Source organism: Corynebacterium sp. H128 (assembly GCF_037482625.1).
GTDB lineage: Bacteria > Actinomycetota > Actinomycetes > Mycobacteriales > Mycobacteriaceae > Corynebacterium.
In genome coordinates this window covers 65,111-82,856 of record NZ_JBBHKW010000004.1, presented here as the reverse complement: position 1 = coordinate 82,856, position 17,746 = coordinate 65,111, and the positions used below count along the sequence as shown (strand labels likewise).

18 protein-coding genes are annotated in these 17,746 nt (G+C 57.3%); 14 read left to right on the top strand and 4 right to left on the bottom strand.

The window, feature by feature from the left end; all coding sequences use genetic code 11:
- Position 1 precedes the first annotated feature (1 nt).
- Complete coding sequence (rplE, locus tag WG915_RS05095; RefSeq protein WP_339564299.1) at positions 2-574, top strand: 50S ribosomal protein L5; 573 nt, start codon at positions 2-4, stop codon at positions 572-574.
- A 296-nt stretch (positions 575-870) separates the two neighbouring features.
- Here the strand turns inward: rplE and aceA are convergent, their stop codons facing one another.
- Positions 871-2,166: an isocitrate lyase gene (gene aceA, locus WG915_RS05090; protein WP_339564298.1), complete on the bottom strand. Its 1,296-nt coding sequence runs from the start codon at positions 2,164-2,166 to the stop codon at positions 871-873.
- Between the two features lie 467 nt (positions 2,167-2,633).
- On the opposite strand from aceA, the gene glcB reads away from it, so the two are divergent.
- Positions 2,634-4,838, top strand: a complete 2,205-nt coding sequence (gene glcB, locus WG915_RS05085; RefSeq protein ID WP_339564297.1) for a malate synthase G — start codon at positions 2,634-2,636, stop codon at positions 4,836-4,838.
- A 53-nt stretch (positions 4,839-4,891) separates the two neighbouring features.
- Here glcB and WG915_RS05080 read toward each other — a convergent pair whose 3' ends face one another.
- Complete coding sequence (locus WG915_RS05080) at positions 4,892-5,806, bottom strand: DUF4862 family protein (RefSeq protein WP_339564296.1); 915 nt, start codon at positions 5,804-5,806, stop codon at positions 4,892-4,894.
- An 11-nt stretch (positions 5,807-5,817) separates the two neighbouring features.
- On the bottom strand, positions 5,818-6,696 hold the full coding sequence (locus tag WG915_RS05075; RefSeq protein ID WP_339564295.1) for a hypothetical protein: 879 nt from the start codon (positions 6,694-6,696) through the stop codon (positions 5,818-5,820).
- Between the two features lie 187 nt (positions 6,697-6,883).
- Here WG915_RS05075 and WG915_RS05070 point away from each other — a divergent pair, with 187 nt between their 5' ends.
- Positions 6,884-8,404 (top strand): CoA-acylating methylmalonate-semialdehyde dehydrogenase, encoded by a 1,521-nt coding sequence (locus WG915_RS05070; protein ID WP_339564294.1) that lies wholly within the window; start codon positions 6,884-6,886, stop codon positions 8,402-8,404.
- 12 nt (positions 8,405-8,416) lie between these two features.
- Entirely contained in the window at positions 8,417-9,295 is an 879-nt protein-coding gene (mmsB, locus tag WG915_RS05065) for a 3-hydroxyisobutyrate dehydrogenase (RefSeq protein WP_339564293.1), read from the top strand.
- Here the strand turns inward: mmsB and WG915_RS05060 are convergent.
- Entirely contained in the window at positions 9,270-9,872 is a 603-nt protein-coding gene (locus WG915_RS05060) for a TetR/AcrR family transcriptional regulator (RefSeq protein ID WP_339564292.1), read from the bottom strand. The genes mmsB and WG915_RS05060 overlap by 26 nt on opposite strands.
- 55 nt (positions 9,873-9,927) lie before the next feature.
- On the opposite strand from WG915_RS05060, the gene WG915_RS05055 reads away from it, so the two are divergent.
- From WG915_RS05055 to WG915_RS05010, 10 genes are all read left to right on the top strand, one after another.
- A complete protein-coding gene (locus tag WG915_RS05055; RefSeq protein WP_339564291.1) occupies positions 9,928-11,355 on the top strand; it encodes a GntP family permease in 1,428 nt (475 codons plus the stop codon).
- A 363-nt stretch (positions 11,356-11,718) separates the two neighbouring features.
- The gene (gene rpsH, locus WG915_RS05050) at positions 11,719-12,117 is read left to right on the top strand and encodes a 30S ribosomal protein S8 (protein WP_339564290.1); all 399 of its coding nucleotides are present in this window, start codon (positions 11,719-11,721) and stop codon (positions 12,115-12,117) included.
- Between the two features lie 14 nt (positions 12,118-12,131).
- A complete protein-coding gene (rplF, locus tag WG915_RS05045; RefSeq protein WP_339564289.1) occupies positions 12,132-12,668 on the top strand; it encodes a 50S ribosomal protein L6 in 537 nt (178 codons plus the stop codon).
- Entirely contained in the window at positions 12,668-13,072 is a 405-nt protein-coding gene (rplR, locus tag WG915_RS05040) for a 50S ribosomal protein L18 (RefSeq protein ID WP_339564288.1), read from the top strand. The genes rplF and rplR overlap by 1 nt, the downstream gene beginning before the upstream one ends.
- Before the next feature lie 40 nt (positions 13,073-13,112).
- Entirely contained in the window at positions 13,113-13,766 is a 654-nt protein-coding gene (rpsE, locus tag WG915_RS05035) for a 30S ribosomal protein S5 (RefSeq protein ID WP_339564287.1), read from the top strand.
- Positions 13,767-13,769: 3 nt separating this feature from the next.
- Positions 13,770-13,955: a 50S ribosomal protein L30 gene (rpmD, locus tag WG915_RS05030; protein ID WP_339564286.1), complete on the top strand. Its 186-nt coding sequence runs from the start codon at positions 13,770-13,772 to the stop codon at positions 13,953-13,955.
- Between the two features lie 7 nt (positions 13,956-13,962).
- Positions 13,963-14,409, top strand: a complete 447-nt coding sequence (gene rplO / locus WG915_RS05025; protein ID WP_339564285.1) for a 50S ribosomal protein L15 — start codon at positions 13,963-13,965, stop codon at positions 14,407-14,409.
- A 184-nt stretch (positions 14,410-14,593) separates the two neighbouring features.
- Positions 14,594-15,283, top strand: coding sequence for a DUF2786 domain-containing protein (locus WG915_RS05020; RefSeq protein ID WP_339564284.1), 690 nt, complete (start codon positions 14,594-14,596; stop codon positions 15,281-15,283).
- 585 nt (positions 15,284-15,868) lie between these two features.
- On the top strand, positions 15,869-17,191 hold the full coding sequence (gene secY, locus WG915_RS05015) for a preprotein translocase subunit SecY (protein WP_339564283.1): 1,323 nt from the start codon (positions 15,869-15,871) through the stop codon (positions 17,189-17,191).
- Positions 17,188-17,733 (top strand): adenylate kinase, encoded by a 546-nt coding sequence (locus tag WG915_RS05010; RefSeq protein ID WP_339564282.1) that lies wholly within the window; start codon positions 17,188-17,190, stop codon positions 17,731-17,733. Before secY ends, WG915_RS05010 begins: the two co-directional genes overlap by 4 nt.
- Positions 17,734-17,746 lie beyond the last annotated feature (13 nt).

The following is a 17,746-nucleotide window of genomic DNA, read 5'->3' as shown; positions in this document are numbered from 1 at the left end:
AATGAGCGAAAACTACACTCCGCGTCTCAAGACCCGTTACCGCGAAGAGATCCGCACCAAGCTGAATGAAGAGTTCTCCTACGAGAACATCATGCAGATCCCTGGCGTAGTCAAGGTTGTTGTCAACATGGGTGTCGGCGACGCCGCTCGTGACTCCAAGCTGATCAACGGCGCACTCGAAGACCTCACCCTGATCACCGGTCAGAAGCCAGAGCTTCGTCGTGCGAAGAAGTCCATCGCTAACTTCAAGCTTCGCGAAGGCATGCCAATTGGCGCTCGCGTTACCTTGCGTGGCGACCGTATGTGGGAATTCCTCGACCGTCTGCTGACCGTCGCCCTCCCACGTATCCGCGACTTCCGTGGTCTCTCCGACCAGCAGTTCGACGGCCATGGTAACTACACCTTCGGCCTCACCGAGCAGACCATGTTCTACGAAATCGATGTTGACAAGGTCGACCGCCCACGCGGTATGGACATCACCATCGTCACCACGGCTACGAACAATGACGAAGGCCGCGCGCTGCTGCGCGAACTGGGCTTCCCATTCAAGAAGCCAGGCCAGGCTGAGCACTAGCCTTTCTCGGTTCTAAACCCGCTACCTTGTTTTAGGTAGCGGGTTTTCTGCTGGGATAAGAGGATTCTAGCGGCTTAGAAGGCTGCGACCATGATTTCGCCCCATGATTTTGTGAATGGCCGTTCAGAATGCTGACTAGTAGCGCTCTTGTTACCTGCAAAATCATGGGGGCGAAATCATGATCGTGTTGTCGCCGACTGGTGGGTGGCTATCGGATTCCGTCGACGCGTAGAAGAGAGTACAGAATTGGCTCACTACCGCCATGTGATATGCCTGAGACAGAAAACGGGCGAGGTCTAGTGGAACTGCTCTTCCTCAGTCGAGCCCTTCAGGGCAGCAGTGGAGGTATTTGGATCCACGGTGGTGGCGATCTGATCGAAATAGCCTGCGCCCACTTCGCGCTGATGCTTGACGGCGGTGAAACCACGCTCTTCGGCAGCCTGGAACTCGCGGTTCTGCAGGTCAACGAAGGAGGTCATGCCGTTGCGGGCGTAGCCGTGAGCCAGATCGAACATGCCGTAGTTGAGGGCATGGAAGCCAGCCAGGGTGATGAACTGGAACTTGAAGCCCATGGCGCCGAGTTCGCGCTGGAACTTGGCGATGGTGGCGTCGTCGAGGTGCTTGGACCAGTTGAAGGATGGGGAGCAGTTGTAGGACAACAGTTGGTCTGGGTATTCGGACTTGACGGCTTCAGCAAACTTCTTGGCGAGCTCCAGATCCGGGGTACCGGTTTCCATCCAGATCATGTCGGCGTAAGGCGCGTAAGACTTCGCACGTGCGATACATGGTTCGATGCCGTTCTGAATCTTGTAGAAGCCTTCTGCGGTGCGTTCGCCGGTGATGAATGGGCGGTCGCGCTCGTCGACGTCGGAGGTGATGAGGGTTGCTGCTTCGGCATCGGTGCGGGCGATCACCACAGTCGGGGTGTTAGCAACGTCGGCTGCTAGGCGGGCAGCGTTCAGGGTGCGGATGTGCTGCTGGGTTGGGATGAGGACCTTGCCGCCGAGGTGACCACACTTCTTCTCGGAAGCGAGCTGGTCTTCCCAGTGGGTGCCAGCGGCACCGGCAGCGATCATTGCCTTCTGGAGCTCGTAGACGTTCAGCGCTCCACCGAAGCCGGCTTCGCCGTCGGCGACGATCGGAACGAGCCAGTCTTCAACGGTAGTGTCACCCTCGGCGCGTGCGATTTCGTCGGCACGCAGTAGCGCATTGTTGATGCGGCGAACAACGTTAGGGACGGAGTTCGCTGGGTATAGGGACTGGTCTGGGTAGGTGTGCCCGGAAAGGTTGGCATCACCTGCGACCTGCCAACCGGAGAGGTACACCGCCTGCAGACCAGCGCGTACCTGCTGGACAGCCTGGTTACCGGTCAGTGCGCCGAGTGCGTTGATGTAGGAATCATCCTTGCGGCTGACCTTTTCCCACAGGATCTCGGCTCCGCGACGCGCAAGCGTGTGCTCTTCGACGACGTTGCCCTGCAGCTCAGCTACCTGCTCGGCAGTGTAGTCACGGCTGATGCCTTCCCAGCGGGGGTTGGTGTCCCAATCCTGCTGGATCTCGGCTGCGGTACGTGGCTTGCCTACGTTGCTCATGGGATTAGCTCCTTAGTGTGTGCAAAAGGTGGGGTGTCGGAGCTGTTGGATCTCCAGAAAGGGGAGTGTGTTGCTCGACATGTCCCCAAGCATGTGTGATTTAGGTCTCGCGGTCAATGGCTTTGCAGGGTTAAGATTTGCTTGGGGGTGGGAGGGGGTTTTGTGAAAACTGCAAAATGTTAGCTTGCAAAGTTCTCTGTGATGTTGGTCTCAAAAACGGCTCGGCCTGCAGGGATTGCGGGCGCATTTTGCAAATGTAGGACGCCGGAAGAACATGAAATGAATCACTATTGTCGCCAATTTGTAAAGTTGGTAAAGGGGTAGTTTTCAAAATTTCCTTCACTTTGTGATGGGCGTCACCTAGGGTGGCTGTTACCTCGCTAACACACTTCCCCTCCGGCTCGCTGCCGGATCAGTGAAGTTTGTGACGGACCAACCAAACATCGAAAGCTTCCCGAGGAGTAACCATGAGCGCGCCCATCACGATTGATTTCCAGGAACCGCACACCGAACGCGTAGAAATTGGTGGCATGAACGTCGCCCGCGTGCTGTATGACTTTGTCAACGCGGAGATTCTGCCTCACGTCGGCAAGGATGCGGACCACTTCTGGAGTGGCTTTGGCCGCATCGTGCGCGACTTCACCCCTCGCAATAAACAGCTGCTTGCCAAGCGCGATGAGTTGCAAGCCAAACTCGATCAGCACTACGCCGAAAATCCTGGTCAGCCAGACCCCGCGGAGCATGAAGCATTCTTACGCGAGATCGGTTACCTGGTAGCACAGCCTGATCCGCAGCCAATTCGGACCGCTAACGTCGATGAGGAAATTGCTAGCATTGCAGGCCCACAGCTCGTGGTTCCCGTACTGAATGCCCGCTTCGCCATCAACGCGGCAAATGCCCGCTGGGGTTCCCTCTATGACGCCCTATACGGAACCAACGCCATTTCTGAGGACGGCGGCGCTGAGAAGAAGGGCGGCTACAACAAGGTTCGCGGTGACAAGGTTATTAAGTGGGGTCGAGACTTCCTCGACCGGGCCGTGCCCCTCGACGGCATTTCCCATAAAGACGTAGAGAAGTACAAGATCATGAGCGGCGAGTTCGTCGCAAAGGCTAAGGGCGATGAATACTGCCTGAAAGATTCCAAGGCGTACCGCGGCTTCCGGGGCACCATCGATCATCCGGAATCCATCCTGCTACGCAACAATGGTCTGCACATCATCCTGGAGCTGGACCCGATGTCCCCAATCGGCTCCACCGACCCGGTTGGTATGAAGGACATCATCCTGGAATCCGCGGTCACCACCATCATGGACTTTGAGGACTCCGTCGCCGCCGTCGATGCAGAAGATAAGGTGCTTGGCTACCGCAATTGGCTGGGCCTGATGGATGGCACTCTCACTGAGGAGGTCACGAAGGGTAACGAGACCTTCATTCGTGCGCTGCACAAGGACCGCATGTTCATGGGGCGCAATGGTGCGGAGATTCGACTGCATGGACGTTCCCTGCAGCTGGTTCGAAACGTAGGCCACCTGATGACAAACCCTGCGATCCTCATCGATGGTGAGGAGATCTTTGAGGGCATCATGGACGCCATCATCACCTCGGCCGCCGCCATTCCGGGAATGGAAAAGCGCAACCAGCTGCGCAATTCACGCACCGGTTCCATCTACATCGTGAAGCCGAAACAGCATGGTCCTGAAGAAGTAGCATTCACGAATGAGCTTTTCGGTGCCGTCGAGCGACTGCTCGAGCTGCCAGAATTCACCATCAAGGTTGGCGTGATGGATGAGGAGCGTCGTACCTCTGTCAACCTCGACGCTTGTATCCAGGAGGTTGCGGATCGCCTGGTATTCATTAACACCGGATTCCTGGATCGTACCGGCGATGAGATCCACACCTCCATGAACGCGGGCGCCATGGTGCGCAAGGCTGACCTGCAGACTTCGCCGTGGAAGCTCGCCTATGAGGACAACAACGTTGATGCGGGCATTGCGAACTCGCTGCCGGGCAAGGCTCAGATCGGCAAGGGCATGTGGGCAATGACCGAGCTCATGGCAGAGATGTTGGCTGCGAAGGGAGGCCAGCCACGCGAAGGTGCGAACACGGCATGGGTGCCATCTCCAACGGGAGCTACCCTCCATGCGACGCACTACCACGAGGTCAACGTGGCGGCGGTGCAGGAGCAACTGCGTAGCGACGGCCGTCGCGATGCATTCCACGACCTGCTCACGGTTCCGGTCGCACCAACTACGGACTGGTCCGAGGAAGAAAAGAAGGAGGAACTGGACAACAATTGCCAGTCCATCCTGGGCTACGTGGTGCGTTGGGTCGAACAGGGCGTCGGATGTTCTAAAGTGCCGGATATCCACAACGTGGACCTCATGGAAGACCGTGCCACGCTGCGTATTTCTTCTCAGCTGCTGGCCAACTGGCTGCATCACGGCATCGTGACTGAGGAACAAATCGTTGACTCCCTGCAGCGCATGGCTGTGGTCGTCGATAAGCAGAACGAGGGTGACGTCACCTACCAGCCGATGGCCGCGGATTACAACGAATCCATCGCCTTCCAGGCCGCCAAGGATCTGATCCTGCTGGGAACGAAGAGTCCGGCGGGCTACACCGAGCCGATCCTGCACATTCGCCGTCGCGAGTTTAAGGCGAAGAATGCTTAAGTTTGCGCAGTAAAAGAGCCGGTCTGGGATTATCCCCAGGCCGGCTCTTGGGCTTAATTGCTCATAGCTGCATGGACCGCGCGGAGCATTGCAATGCGCGTTGCGATGTCGGAGTCCTTGGGTACTTGGATCTTTATTCCTCGGTAGGCCTCTGCCCCCTTCGCCGCGCTGCAGAATTCGGCCACTGTACTTGGTGTCATCCAGCTCGATGGTTCGTCAGTGCTGAGCGGTAGGTGTGCATCGGCCCATGCTGGGCCGTACTGAGTGGCATCGGGGCCAGCTCCGGAACACATGATGCCGCCCAACAGTCCGGACTCCCTTAGCTGGTTCACCTGCTTTGTGGGCTGATCGGTGTCATGTGATTCCACCACGCTGCGTCCCCAGTTGATCGTGATCGGGGTCTTGGTATCGGCGCATGCGGCGATTTCTTCTTCGAGAGTGAGGAACTCCTTTTCTCCGGGGCCGATTCCATCATGGGCATCGCAGTGCTCGACGATGAGGGTAAGACCGAGGCTGGTCGCAATCGGAACTAGCTCAGCGAGAGACTCACTCAGTGCATTGCAGAGGGGAGTGCGGCTCGGTGCAGAGTGAACCGCTACCCGAGAAATGGTTTGCTCGCCGGTGGCTTCGTTGAGTTGGGCTGCCTTCTGCAAGACCTGGGTGGCAAAAGTCACGCCCTCTGCTCGGCCGGTCGGATCGCCGGAAGCAATTCCGAAAAGGGGATTGTTTCCCAGCGTTTTCATGGTGCCTGGGATTGCGGTGACGATGCAGCCGCGGAATCGACCAGATAGCTGCTCGGCCAGCCAGCCCCAGTCTGGGTCGGGTGCAAACGCTGTGCCGAGCCAAGGGACCTCGATGCCAGTGACGAAACCGGAGTCCGCGAGCGCGTTATAAAACTGTTCGCTTTCTACCTGTGTCGTCGGCATAGCGGCGTAGGCACCCACAATGTATTCAGGGATACTAGTCATGCCTTAAAAGTTTAGTCCTCTGAGCGCCTTCGTTCTTCGGCGGCAAAAGTCTCTGGGATCACCCAGGCAAATTGGCTTAGGAAGCCTGGTTCTGTGAACCTCAGGTAGACCTGCCCGTGTAGCGCGACCTTATAGATTTCATTTTCGCGAGGAAAAGCGCAGTTCTTGAGGAAGCTGCGGCCCACGCCAGTCTGGTACCCCGCCAGTCCGGCCTTTTCTTTGTGAGTCCAACAGCGGAAACCGCGGTCGCTGAACTTGTGCGGGATGCTCACGGTTTTGAAGTAAGTGAAAGACAAAAAGAACAAGGCCAAAGTGATGGTGAAGTTAACGGGCCCGTCAGTATTCCATTCGGTGATTTTGTACACATAACAGAGGTTGATCCACCAGCTGACCATGCTTAGGGCAAAACCGCCCACAGTGAATACTGAATTGATGAACGAGCAAACGCCCAATGGCAGACTGACGTCTTTCAGATGAGTGCCCCAGAGCTTGTGGGCTTCCAGCTCGCGAACCGCCAGTGACATTTCAGTGGGCGAGTTGGGGCGCCAGTGTATGTCATCGGAGTTGCCTTTGCGAAGCATCTCGATGAACTGCCGGACGAAAGGGGAGTGGATGGCGGTCGTGTTAGAGAGGAAGAACTTGCCCTGCTGATCTTGGGTTAAGATGCCGAGCTGGCGGAGTCGAAAAAGCATGACCCAAATAAAGTTGTGTCGTCCACCGCTGAGTATCGCTATGGCCTCTGGAGATAGGCGGGGGATTTGTATGTGGTCCACGCTGCGACGGTTTTCTACAACCCACGCCAGCTTGCCGAAAGTAGAAGTAAGTACCATGCCCAGCAAGCAAGCGACATAGATTGCGTTGACCGAAAACAAAAACTCAATATCTGACATCCTTTGTCCCTCTTTATACGTCTTTTGCACGTGAAATGTGCGCGGGGATAGGAATGTTCCCAGCTGAGCGCCATTAACCGCCCCTTAGGGGTAAACGGCGTTTTCTATCACACTTTTGCTTCCAATGTGACCCACCTCTCCGTATGGTGTGCTTTAGAACACATCAATCTGCGTGAGGAGAAGCTCCATGGTTAATACTGTCCCGCACTTCATCGGCGGCAAGAAGGTCGAAGGCTCTGCCGAGCGCACGGCCGACATCATGAACCCATCTACCGGCCAGGTCCAGGCCAAGGTCCACCTGGCGAGCAGCGTAGAGGTCAATCAGGTCATCGAGAACGCTGCCAAGGCCCAGATCTCCTGGGCAAAGACCAACCCACAGAAGCGCATCCGCATCATCATGAAGTGGATCGCCCTCATCAACGAGAACATCGATGAGATTGCCGCCACCCTCTCCCTCGAACACGGCAAAACCCACGAGGACGCGAAGGGCGACATCATCCGTGGCACCGACGTCCTCGAGTTCGCCCTCGGTGCGCCGCACCTGCTCAAAGGGGAATACACCACCTCTGCTGGCACCGGCATCGACGTGTACTCCATGCGCCAGCCGCTCGGCGTGGTCGCAGGCATCACCCCATTCAACTTTCCGGCCATGATCCCACTGTGGAAGGCCGGGCCGGCGCTTGCTTGTGGAAACGCCTTTGTGCTCAAGCCATCCGAGCGCGACCCATCCGTCCCGGTTCGCCTGGCGGAACTCTTCATCGAGGCCGGCGGCCCGGCGGGCGTGTTCAACGTTGTCCATGGTGACAAGGGTGCCGTAGACGCGATCCTCGATTCCGAGATTATCCAGGCCGTCGGTTTCGTCGGTTCCACCCCGATCGCGCAGTATATCTACGAGCGCTGCGCAGCAACTGGCAAGCGTGCCCAGTGCTTCGGCGGTGCGAAGAACCACGCGCTGATTCTCCCAGACGCGGACATGGATCAGGTGGTTGATGCCCTCATCGGTGCTGCTTATGGCTCCGCTGGCGAGCGCTGCATGGCCATCTCCGTAGCTGTTCCAGTAGGAGAGGAAACCGCTAACGAGCTGCGCAAGAAACTGGAAGAGCGTATTCCAGAGCTCAAGGTCGGCCATTCTCTCGACCCACAGGCTTCCTACGGTCCGGTCGTCGCGCAGTCCGCCCTTGAGCGGATCGAAAAGCTGATCGGCGAGGGCGAGGCTGCGGGTGCTGAGCTGGTTATCGACGGCCGTGGCAAGGGAGCCACCGACGAGGAATTCAACGGCGAATCCCTCCAGGATGGCTACTTCATCGCCCCAACTCTCTTCGATCACGTCACCCCAGAGATGTCCATCTACACCGAGGAGATCTTCGGCCCAGTGCTCACGATCGTCCGTGCAGACACTTTTGAAGACGCCATCAAGCTGCCAAATGAGCACGCATACGGCAATGGCGTAGCCATCTTCACCCGCAATGGCGGTGCCGCCCGCGAATTCGCTGCCCGCGTCCAAGTAGGAATGGTTGGAATCAACGTGCCAATCCCAGTGCCAATCGCCTATCACACCTTCGGTGGCTGGAAGGCCTCCGGCTTCGGCGACCTCAACCAGCACGGACCGGACTCATTCCGCTTCTACACCAAGACCAAAACAGTTACCTCGCGCTGGCCATCCGGCACCGCCACCGGCGCAGACTTCTCCATGCCACAAATGGACTAGAAAGGAACCCACATGAGCACCATTGCATTTATCGGACTCGGCAACATGGGCGGCCCTATGGCCCGTAACCTGGTGCAGGCCGGACACACCGTCCGTGGCTTTGACGTCATGGAAGAAGCTAAAACCCAGGCGCGTGCTAACGGTATTGAGGTATGTGACAGCGCAGCTCAAGCCGCAACAGGTGCGCAGGTCATCTTCACAATGTTGCCAAATGGCAAACTCGTGGACCAGGTGTTGGAGGAGGTGTTGCCGTCGACAAGCGGCAGTGTGCTCTTCATCGACAGCTCGACCATCGCCGTCGACGAGGCCCGTGCAGCAGCGGCCAAGGTTGAGTCGCAAGGACACCGCTTTGTTGACGCCCCGGTCTCTGGTGGCATAGTCGGCGCTGATGCCGGCACACTAGCCTTCATGGTTGGTGGCACAGACGAAGCCTTCGCCCAGGCACGCCCAATCTTTGACACGCTCGGAAAAGTGGCAACCCATTGCGGCGCGATTGGCGCAGGTCAAGCGGCTAAGGTATGCAACAACATGATCCTTGGTGTGCACCAAGTTGTCCTCGCGGAAGCCATGGTGCTCGGAGAACGGCTCGGCCTCAACCCGCAGGCGTTTTTCGACGTCGTGTCCAACTCCACCGGTGCCAGCTGGGCGCTGACCACCAACTGCCCGGTCCCGGGCCCCGTGCCCACCTCTCCTGCGAACAACGATTTCAAGCCCGGCTTCGCTTCCGCGCTCATGAGCAAAGATCTGAACCTGGCTAAGAAGGCCTTGGAGGAAACTGGGACCTCGGCGGTGCTCGGGCAGGCGGCCTGCGCTTTCTACCAGGAGACGGTGGACGCAGGCTTCGGTGACAAGGATTGCTCCTACGTCATTGAGCTGGTTCGTGACCGTTAAGGATCTTTTGGACAAGACCCGCGTAGTAGTCCGCGAGATCGGCGGGTGGGAACTCCTGGAAATCGGTATCGCCCACCCGTCGCATGAGCGATAGCCCCGTGAGCAGCGCCATTGCCGCCTGTGCTCGTAGCTGGGGTGCTGGCTGCGCATGCGGGGCCTCCTCTCGGATGCGTTTTTCCAACACCGACAGGATGTCCCTCTTGATGCGCTCGCCGATTGCGCTCAAAGACTTTTCTGAACCGTCAGTCACGGTCATGGTTCGAATAATTGAATAATGCGCGGTGGTCGGGGCCGTCAAAGTCTCATGGATGGAGGTCTGGCCTAGCTGCTCGAACGGCCCCTTAAACAAAGCCGCTGCGCTTGCGGAGAAATCCACCGTGAGTTCAAACAAGTTTTCCTTGCTCTGGAAGTGCTTGATGATCAGCGGTGCACTCACCCCGGCAGCACTCGCAATGTCTTTCAAAGACACCTGGGCAAAAGTGTGCTCGCTGAAAAGCTTCCGTGAGCACTCCATAATGCGCATCTTGGTGTCCGACGGGGGATTCGCCGCATGCCGCGCATTCTTGCGTTCCATCATTTTTCCACTCCCGGTTACGGCCCCTTAACGATCGGAGCTTTTCATGGTTATCCCGATGATAGGCATTTTCCTCTCACTTATTGTGCTAATTGTGTTGGCGTATCGCGGGCATTCGGTGGTTATTGCCGCTCCGATTGCGGCGCTACTGGCCACAGCACTTTCTGGGGCGCCGCTACTGGCCACCTACACCCAAATTTTCATGCCAGCACTGGGCAAGTTCATTACTAACTACTTCCCGCTCTTCCTCACCGGCGCGATCTTTGGCCGTCTGATGACGGTATCCGGCCTTGCACATGACCTAGCCCAAGGAATCTCTAGGGCCTTTGGTCCGAAGCGGGCGATGGCTTCCACAGTCCTCGCCACGGCCCTCCTTACCTATGGCGGTGTGAGTGCCTGGGTGGTGGCATTTACCATCGTGCCGATCGCCACGGCACTGTTCAAAGAAGCCGGGATTCCCAAACGACTAATGCCAGCGGCTATTGCGTTTGGCACCATTACTTTTGCTATCGCCGCGTTGCCGGGCAGCCCCCAGGTACACAACGTGATTCCAACCAAATACTTCGGTACCACGTCATATGCTGCGCCCGCGCTTGGGCTGACGGGCACCGCATTGATGCTCGTGCTCGGCATGGTCTGGTTGGAGTATCGAGTTCGCTCACTGCAACGCGCCGGGGAACTCTATGAACCGGAAGGCGGCTCCACATCAAATGCCGTAGCTCTGAAAGAACTCGAGGATGCTGAGGGCGGGCACGCTGATCTACCAGCTCACCGGGGTCCTGGCAGCATCACGCTCCGTGGCTTCCTGGGATTCATTCCTATTGCGGTTGTGGTGGCAATGAACTACCTGTTCATCTACGCGATTTCCAAGGAGCTTGATTTCAGCTATTTGGCGGAAAAGAAGTTTGGTGCCGTCAAACTGGATTCTGTGTTGGGCACGTGGTCGGTGACCGTCGCGCTAGCTACAGCAATCCTTGTCATTTTTCTCATGCGCCCGGGGCTATTTGCGGTATTCATTACCGGTTTGGGTGAGGGAGCACGATCGGCGATTCTGCCGGTGTTCACCACCGCCAGCGAAGTGGGTTACGGCGCTGTGATCGGCTCACTCGCCGCTTTCACTGTGCTTCGCGACGGCGTATTCTCTGTCGCGGATAATGCCCTCATCGTCGGGGTGATTTCTACCGGCGTCATCGCGGGTATCACGGGATCCTCCGCGGGCGGCCTGTCTATGACCTTGGAAACCTTCGGTGCGGACCTGGGCCGCATGGCAACTGAACAAGGGATTTCTATGGAGGCAATGCACCGCATCATGGCGATGGCCTCTGTGAGTTTCGATTCCTTGCCCCATAATGGCGCGGTACTGACCATGCTGTTGGTCTGCGGGATGACCCATAAACAGTCCTATAAGGACATTGCGATGGTGACCGTGGTCATCCCGATCGTGGCCGTCACCGCGCTGCTTCTCGGCGTCACTGCCCTGGGATAGTTGTTGGCAATTGAGCTGCTCGGGCGAGCAAAGATGCGGCAGGGGAAATCCGGTGGTGAGGGGCGCGAAGAAGCGCAAGCAGTACCCAGTGCACAGATTTGGGAAACGCTCGTGTTATGCGGTAGTGTTGCGCGTTGGACTTAAATCGTTGCTCTTTGGCATGCCCAAATAGGCGAACTTAAGTACCACTTGTACATTTTCCACCTACTTTGTTGTAGGCCCCCCGCCCAATGCGTCCAGCAAATTCTAAGGCAGCGAGCTCCCTAACTATTGAGTTAGGTGAGCGGCAGTGGCCGGCTAGTTAGCTGATAACGCCGGGTGGGAAGGGAACCGCAGCGAGAAAGGCATCAAGGTCACAATCCTATGACCATGACTGATCCAATTGCAGACATGCTGTCGCGTGTGCGCAACGCTAACCACGCGTACCACGACTCTGTGTCCATGCCTTCTTCCAAGTTGAAGGCAAACATCGCTGAGATCCTCAAGCAAGAGGGCTACATTGCTGGCTATGCCGTTTCTGACGAAAAGGTTGGCAAGACCCTTAAGCTAGATCTCAAGTACGGTCCATCCCGTGAGCGTTCCATTTCTGGCGTTCGTCGCGTGTCCAAGCCTGGCTTGCGCGTTTACGCTAAGTCCACCAACCTGCCAGAGGTTCTGGGTGGCTTGGGTGTGGCAATCATTTCCACTTCCCAGGGCCTCCTGACCGATCGTCAGGCTACCGAGAAGGGCGTAGGCGGAGAAGTTCTCGCCTACGTCTGGTAAGGGAGGATTGACATATGTCGCGTATCGGTAAGAACCCAATCGCAATCCCATCCGGCGTTGAGACCAAGATCGATGGTCAGAACATCGAGGTCAAGGGCCCTAAGGGCACCCTGTCTTTCGAGCTGCCAGCTCCGATCACCGTTTCCGTTGAGGGATCCGAGATCGTCGTCGCCCGTCCGGACGACCAACGTAAGAACCGCGCTCTGCACGGCCTGTCTCGCTCCTTGGTAAACAACCTCGTTGAGGGCGTTACTAAGGGCTACACCATCAAGATGGAAATCTTCGGTGTCGGCTACCGTGTGCAGCAGAAGGGCCAGAACCTTGAGTTCGCCCTGGGTTACTCTCACCCAGTTCTGATCGAAGCTCCAGAAGGCATCAAGTTCGCTGTTGATGGCAACACGAAGTTCTCGATCGAGGGTATTGACAAGCAAAAGGTCGGACAGATCGCTGCAATCATCCGTCGTCTGCGTAAGGATGACCCTTACAAGGGTAAGGGCATCCGCTACGAGGGTGAGCAGGTCCGTCGCAAGGTCGGAAAGACGGGTAAGTAATGAGCAACGAGAACAACGTAACCAAGCGCCTCCCAGTAGGCAAGGACATCTCCTCTCGTCGTCGCGAGGCTCGTGCCCGCCGCCACTTCCGCATCCGCAAGAACCTGCGTGGCACTGCCGAGACTCCACGTCTCGTCGTGCACCGCACCTCTCGCCACATGCACGTGCAGATCATCGACGACCTCGCAGGTCGTACCTTGGCTGCAGCTTCCACCATGGAAGACGCAGTGCGCGCATTTGATGGCGACAAGAAGGCACGTGGCGCCGAGGTTGGCAAGCTCATCGCTGAGCGCGCCAAGGCTGCTGGTATCGAAGCTGTGGTCTTTGACCGTGGCGGCTACCAGTACCACGGTCGCGTCGCCGCTTTGGCCGACGCTGCACGTGAAGGTGGTCTGAAGTTCTAATGATCACCGCAACCATGAACATCAACGGAAGGATCGCGTAATGCCGGGACGTGAACGGCGTAACGGCGGACGCTCCGCCGACGAGAACAACAACAGCAACAGCAACGAGCGCAACGAGCGCCGCGGTCGTGGCCGTGATCGTGATGATCGCCGCAACCAGCAGCAGGACGAGCGTTCGCAGTACATCGAGCGTGTTGTAACCATCAACCGCGTGTCTAAGGTCGTTAAGGGTGGTCGTCGCTTCAGCTTCACCGCTCTCGTCATCGTTGGCGACGGCAAGGGCATGGTTGGTGTTGGCTACGGCAAGGCCAAGGAAGTTCCAGCAGCTATCCAGAAGGGTGCAGAAGAGGCTCGCAAGAACTTCTTCCGCGTTCCAATGGTCGCTGGCACCATCACTCACCCAGTCCAGGGCGAAGCTGCAGCAGGCATCGTAATGCTGCGCCCAGCCGCTCCTGGTACCGGTGTTATCGCTGGTGGCGCTGCACGTCCAGTTTTGGAATGTGCTGGCGTTCAGGACGTCCTGTCCAAGTCCCTCGGTTCTGACAACGCTATTAACGTTGTCCATGCAACCGTGGCTGCGCTCAAGCAGCTGGTTCGCCCTGAAGAGGTTGCTGCCCGCCGTGGCAAGACTCTCGAAGAGGTCACCCCAGCCCGTATCCTGCGCGCTCGCGCAGTAGCAGCTCAGGAGGCTTAAACAATGGCCCTCAAGATTACTCAGGTTAAGGGCATCGTTGGTGCCAAGCAGAACCAGAAGGACTCGCTGCAGACTCTCGGCCTTCGTAAGATCCACCAGTCCGTCGTGCGACCTGACAACCCTCAGGTGCGCGGTCTGATCAAAGTGGTTCGTCACATGGTCGTCGTTGAAGAAGTAGCGGGGGAGTAGGTAAACAATGAGCGAACCAATTAAGCTCCACGACTTGCGCCCAGCACCGGGCTCAAACAAGGCTAAGACCCGCGTTGGCCGCGGTGAAGCATCCAAGGGTAAGACTGCAGGTCGCGGTACCAAGGGTACCAAGGCTCGTAAGCAGGTTTCGGCCTCCTTCGAAGGTGGCCAGATGCCACTGCAGATGCGTCTGCCAAAGCTGAAGGGCTTCAAGAACCCTAACCGCGTCGTTTTCCAGGTGGTAAACGTAGCGGATCTGGAGAAGGCCTTCCCTAAGGGCGGCGACGTCACCATTGCTGAGATCGTCGCAGCTGGCCTGGCTCGTAAGAACCAGCCAGTCAAGATTCTTGGCAACGGCGACCTGAGCGTCAAGCTCAACGTCACCGCAACCAAGTTCTCCAAGTCTGCCAAGGAAAAGATCGAAGCCGCTGGCGGCTCCGTCACCGAGGCTTAAGAACTTAAAGCACGAACGGCTCCTTCCCTCTTGCAGGGAGGGGGCCGTTTTTGCATGCCGGTCCGGGATGAATCCTTATCCACAGTCTCGCGCTGCATAGCAGTTATCCACAGCTGCGCCACTAGGGGCGTCGCATAGCGGCACCGAAAGCGGTATCACTGTTGGCAAATGACTAACAGGGGGAATGATGGAGCGAATTAAAGCCCGGGTACGCAAGCTGCTGAATCAAGCCATAGATCGGCAGGGTACCCCGGAGGGGGACGTGTTCTATGAGAAGGCCTTTCAATTGCTGGCGCAGTATGGGCTGGACCGCAGTGAACTAGAGGCCGATGATGGCGCTGTTATGGTCCGAGAGTTTCCTATCACCGGCAATTATTCCGCTATGCAAGCGCGCCTACTGCTCTCGATAGCGGAAGTTCTCCATTGTGTTGGGTTCAATATTGGCCTGCGGCCGTCGCGAATCGCTTCGGTTACTCTCTTCGGCATGCCTCGGCACCTAGACAGAATCGAGCTGCTCTATTCAATCTTGCGGCTGTCCATGCTGAGCGGTGCCCAAAGAATCGACAGCACCATGGGCCTGGTCAGGGCACGTAGATCCTTTATGGCCGGGTTCGTCGCGCGCATAAGTCAGCGGTTGGCGGCAGCGGAAGCAGAGGCGTCGGACAGTGCGCAGGCTTATGCGCTAGCGCTTATCGACGACCGTACCCGCGCGAACCAAGTCCAAGCGGAGTTCTTGCGACAGCAACAGCTCCAGCTCTCGCAGCACCGCAGCCGGCAGCAGGTGGATCCCAGGGCGTATCGGCAGGGAACTATTGCCGGAGATGGTACAGATATCGGGCAAACCGGGGTTGCTGGTATGCGAGCCATTGGCTGAAGCTTCACCCAAAGCTAGCGTGCCAGCCCATCGCAGGCACCGATGACAATCGCTCCGGTTCCCCGGTCAAGCGTTGGCTGGAGGAGTGGTGCAAAAGCCGGATTGTGGTTGTCGCAAGCTCAAAGGGGGGGCTGATGAAAGTGCATAAAAGGCTTCGCTCTCAGGGCGGGTGCCGTCCAAATCAACAAGAATCGCTTGTACTGGAGCCGTTTTGCGGTCATTTTGTGCGCCCTCCAGAGCTCTGTGAACGCTGTTACAGCACTGGATACCGTGCGGTGACAAGGAGTCTAAAATTCTAGCCAGCTTCCGGCTGTCCGCAGCGGAAGACTGTGGTTTGTGAACAATGCTCCAATGCCAATGCGCTGCTGAACCTCTTGCCTGTGGGGTGCATTTGCCAGGTACCTAGCCCGCCTGTTGGGGTGCGTCCAAGGGTGAAAAATGTGTGGGGAAATTCTCTTGAGGCCTAAACACTGGTAAAGTTGCCGTGTTGAATCTCTGTCGCGCCTCTCAGCGCGTGGCGTTCCTGAACTTAAATACACCGTCTCCCTTGATTCCCCTTGCGGGCAGGGGATGCTTGGAGGATATGTGTCCGCCCTTATTGCAGCATTCAAGGATGTGGATCTTCGTAAGAAGATCTTGTTTACCTTGGCGATGATCATCTTGTACCGCATTGGTGCGCAGATCCCTTCGCCAGGCGTTGACTACGCTTCGATTGCTGGCCGTCTGCGTGAGCTGACAAACGACCAGAACAGCGTCTACTCGCTGATCAACCTGTTCTCAGGTGGCGCGTTGTTGCAGTTGTCGATTTTTGCCATCGGCATCATGCCGTACATCACGGCGTCGATTATCGTGCAGTTGCTCACCGTGGTGATTCCGCACTTCGAAGAGCTGAAGAAGGAAGGCCAGTCCGGCCAAACCAAGATGACGCAGTACACGCGTTATTTGACGGTAGGCCTGGCTCTCCTGCAATCTTCGGGCATCACCGCACTGGCAGACCGTCAGCAGCTGCTCGGTCAGGGCATCGAGGTGCTTAAGGCGGATCGAAACGTTTTCGACCTGATCCTCCTTGTGTTGACGATGACCGCAGGCGCTGTGCTTGTGATGTGGATCGGTGAGCTCATGACCGACCGTGGCATCGGTAACGGCATGTCTTTGCTCATCTTCGGCGGCATTGCAACTCGCCTTCCTGCCGACGGCATGAACATCTTCCGTTCCTCGGGGCCGATGGTGTTCTCCCTGGTCATGGTGGCTGTGGTTATCCTCGTGGTTGGCGTGATCTTCATTGAGCAGGGACAGCGTCGTATCCCCGTGCAATATGCCAAGCGCATGGTCGGACGTCGTCAGTATGGCGGCACCTCCACCTACCTGCCGCTGAAGGTTAACCAGGCTGGCGTTATTCCAGTGATCTTCGCGTCCTCGCTGATGTATGTGCCGGTGCTCATCACACAGATCGTGAACTCTGGCTCCACTGCAGTGCCGGATAACTGGTGGCAAAGAAACGTCATCCAGTACCTCCAGACGCCGTCGTCTTGGCAGTACATCCTCGGCTACTTTGCGCTGATCATCTTCTTCTCCTACTTCTACGTTTCGGTCCAGTACGACCCGAATGAGCAAGCAGACAACATGAAGAAGTACGGCGGATTTATTCCGGGTATTCGCCCGGGCCGTCCGACGGCCGAGTACCTTGGATATGTAATGAATCGTCTGCTGTTTGTCGGTTCGTTGTACCTCGGTGTTATTGCTGTGCTGCCGAACATCATGATGGATCTTGGTGTGAACTCCGGTGCAGCGAACTCAACGCCATTCGGTGGTACTGCTATTTTGATTCTCGTTTCTGTTGCACTGACTACGGTAAAGCAGATTGAGAGCCAGCTCCTCCAAAGCAACTACGAAGGATTCCTTAAATGAGACTCGTACTCCTCGGCCCTCCGGGCGCAGGCAAAGGTACCCAGGCCGCTATTCTCTCCGAAAAGCTCGGCGTGCCACACATCTCCACTGGCGACCTGTTCCGCGCCAACATCGGGGAAGGTACCCCTCTTGGCGTTGAGGCAAAGTCTTATATTGACGCTGGCAAGCTGGTTCCGACTGATGTCACGGCTCGCATGGTGGAATCCCGACTTGCAGAAGAAGATGCTGTGAATGGTTTCCTCCTCGACGGCTTTCCACGCACCGTCGAACAAGCAGACATTCTCGAGTCCCTTTTGGCGTCGAAAGGCGCGCAGCTCGACGGCGTTGTGAACTTCAAGGTTTCTGAGGACGTCGTTGTCGAGCGCATGCTTGCGCGTGGTCGTGCCGATGACAACGAGGCAACTATTCGCACCCGCCTTGGTGTGTACCGCGATGAAACTGCGCCTCTGATCGATCACTACGGTGACAAGATCATCACCATCGAGGCAGAGGGTAGCGTTGAGGATATCAACGCCCGCACAATGGAAGCTCTGGGCAAGTAGCGCCCGCTCCATA

Excerpts from the sequence above, each read along its gene's own strand:
- rplE (WP_339564299.1), top strand. The coding sequence starts at position 2 with ATGAGCGAAAACTACACTCCGCGTCTCAAGACCCGTTACCGCGAAGAG.
- aceA (WP_339564298.1), bottom strand. The coding sequence starts at position 2,166 with ATGAGCAACGTAGGCAAGCCACGTACCGCAGCCGAGATCCAGCAGGAT.
- glcB (WP_339564297.1), top strand. The coding sequence starts at position 2,634 with ATGAGCGCGCCCATCACGATTGATTTCCAGGAACCGCACACCGAACGC.
- WG915_RS05080 (WP_339564296.1), bottom strand. The coding sequence starts at position 5,806 with ATGACTAGTATCCCTGAATACATTGTGGGTGCCTACGCCGCTATGCCG.
- WG915_RS05075 (WP_339564295.1), bottom strand. The coding sequence starts at position 6,696 with ATGTCAGATATTGAGTTTTTGTTTTCGGTCAACGCAATCTATGTCGCT.
- WG915_RS05070 (WP_339564294.1), top strand. The coding sequence starts at position 6,884 with ATGGTTAATACTGTCCCGCACTTCATCGGCGGCAAGAAGGTCGAAGGC.
- mmsB (WP_339564293.1), top strand. The coding sequence starts at position 8,417 with ATGAGCACCATTGCATTTATCGGACTCGGCAACATGGGCGGCCCTATG.
- WG915_RS05060 (WP_339564292.1), bottom strand. The coding sequence starts at position 9,872 with ATGATGGAACGCAAGAATGCGCGGCATGCGGCGAATCCCCCGTCGGAC.
- WG915_RS05055 (WP_339564291.1), top strand. The coding sequence starts at position 9,928 with ATGATAGGCATTTTCCTCTCACTTATTGTGCTAATTGTGTTGGCGTAT.
- rpsH (WP_339564290.1), top strand. The coding sequence starts at position 11,719 with ATGACCATGACTGATCCAATTGCAGACATGCTGTCGCGTGTGCGCAAC.
- rplF (WP_339564289.1), top strand. The coding sequence starts at position 12,132 with ATGTCGCGTATCGGTAAGAACCCAATCGCAATCCCATCCGGCGTTGAG.
- rplR (WP_339564288.1), top strand. The coding sequence starts at position 12,668 with ATGAGCAACGAGAACAACGTAACCAAGCGCCTCCCAGTAGGCAAGGAC.
- rpsE (WP_339564287.1), top strand. The coding sequence starts at position 13,113 with ATGCCGGGACGTGAACGGCGTAACGGCGGACGCTCCGCCGACGAGAAC.
- rpmD (WP_339564286.1), top strand. The coding sequence starts at position 13,770 with ATGGCCCTCAAGATTACTCAGGTTAAGGGCATCGTTGGTGCCAAGCAG.
- rplO (WP_339564285.1), top strand. The coding sequence starts at position 13,963 with ATGAGCGAACCAATTAAGCTCCACGACTTGCGCCCAGCACCGGGCTCA.
- WG915_RS05020 (WP_339564284.1), top strand. The coding sequence starts at position 14,594 with ATGATGGAGCGAATTAAAGCCCGGGTACGCAAGCTGCTGAATCAAGCC.
- WG915_RS05010 (WP_339564282.1), top strand. The coding sequence starts at position 17,188 with ATGAGACTCGTACTCCTCGGCCCTCCGGGCGCAGGCAAAGGTACCCAG.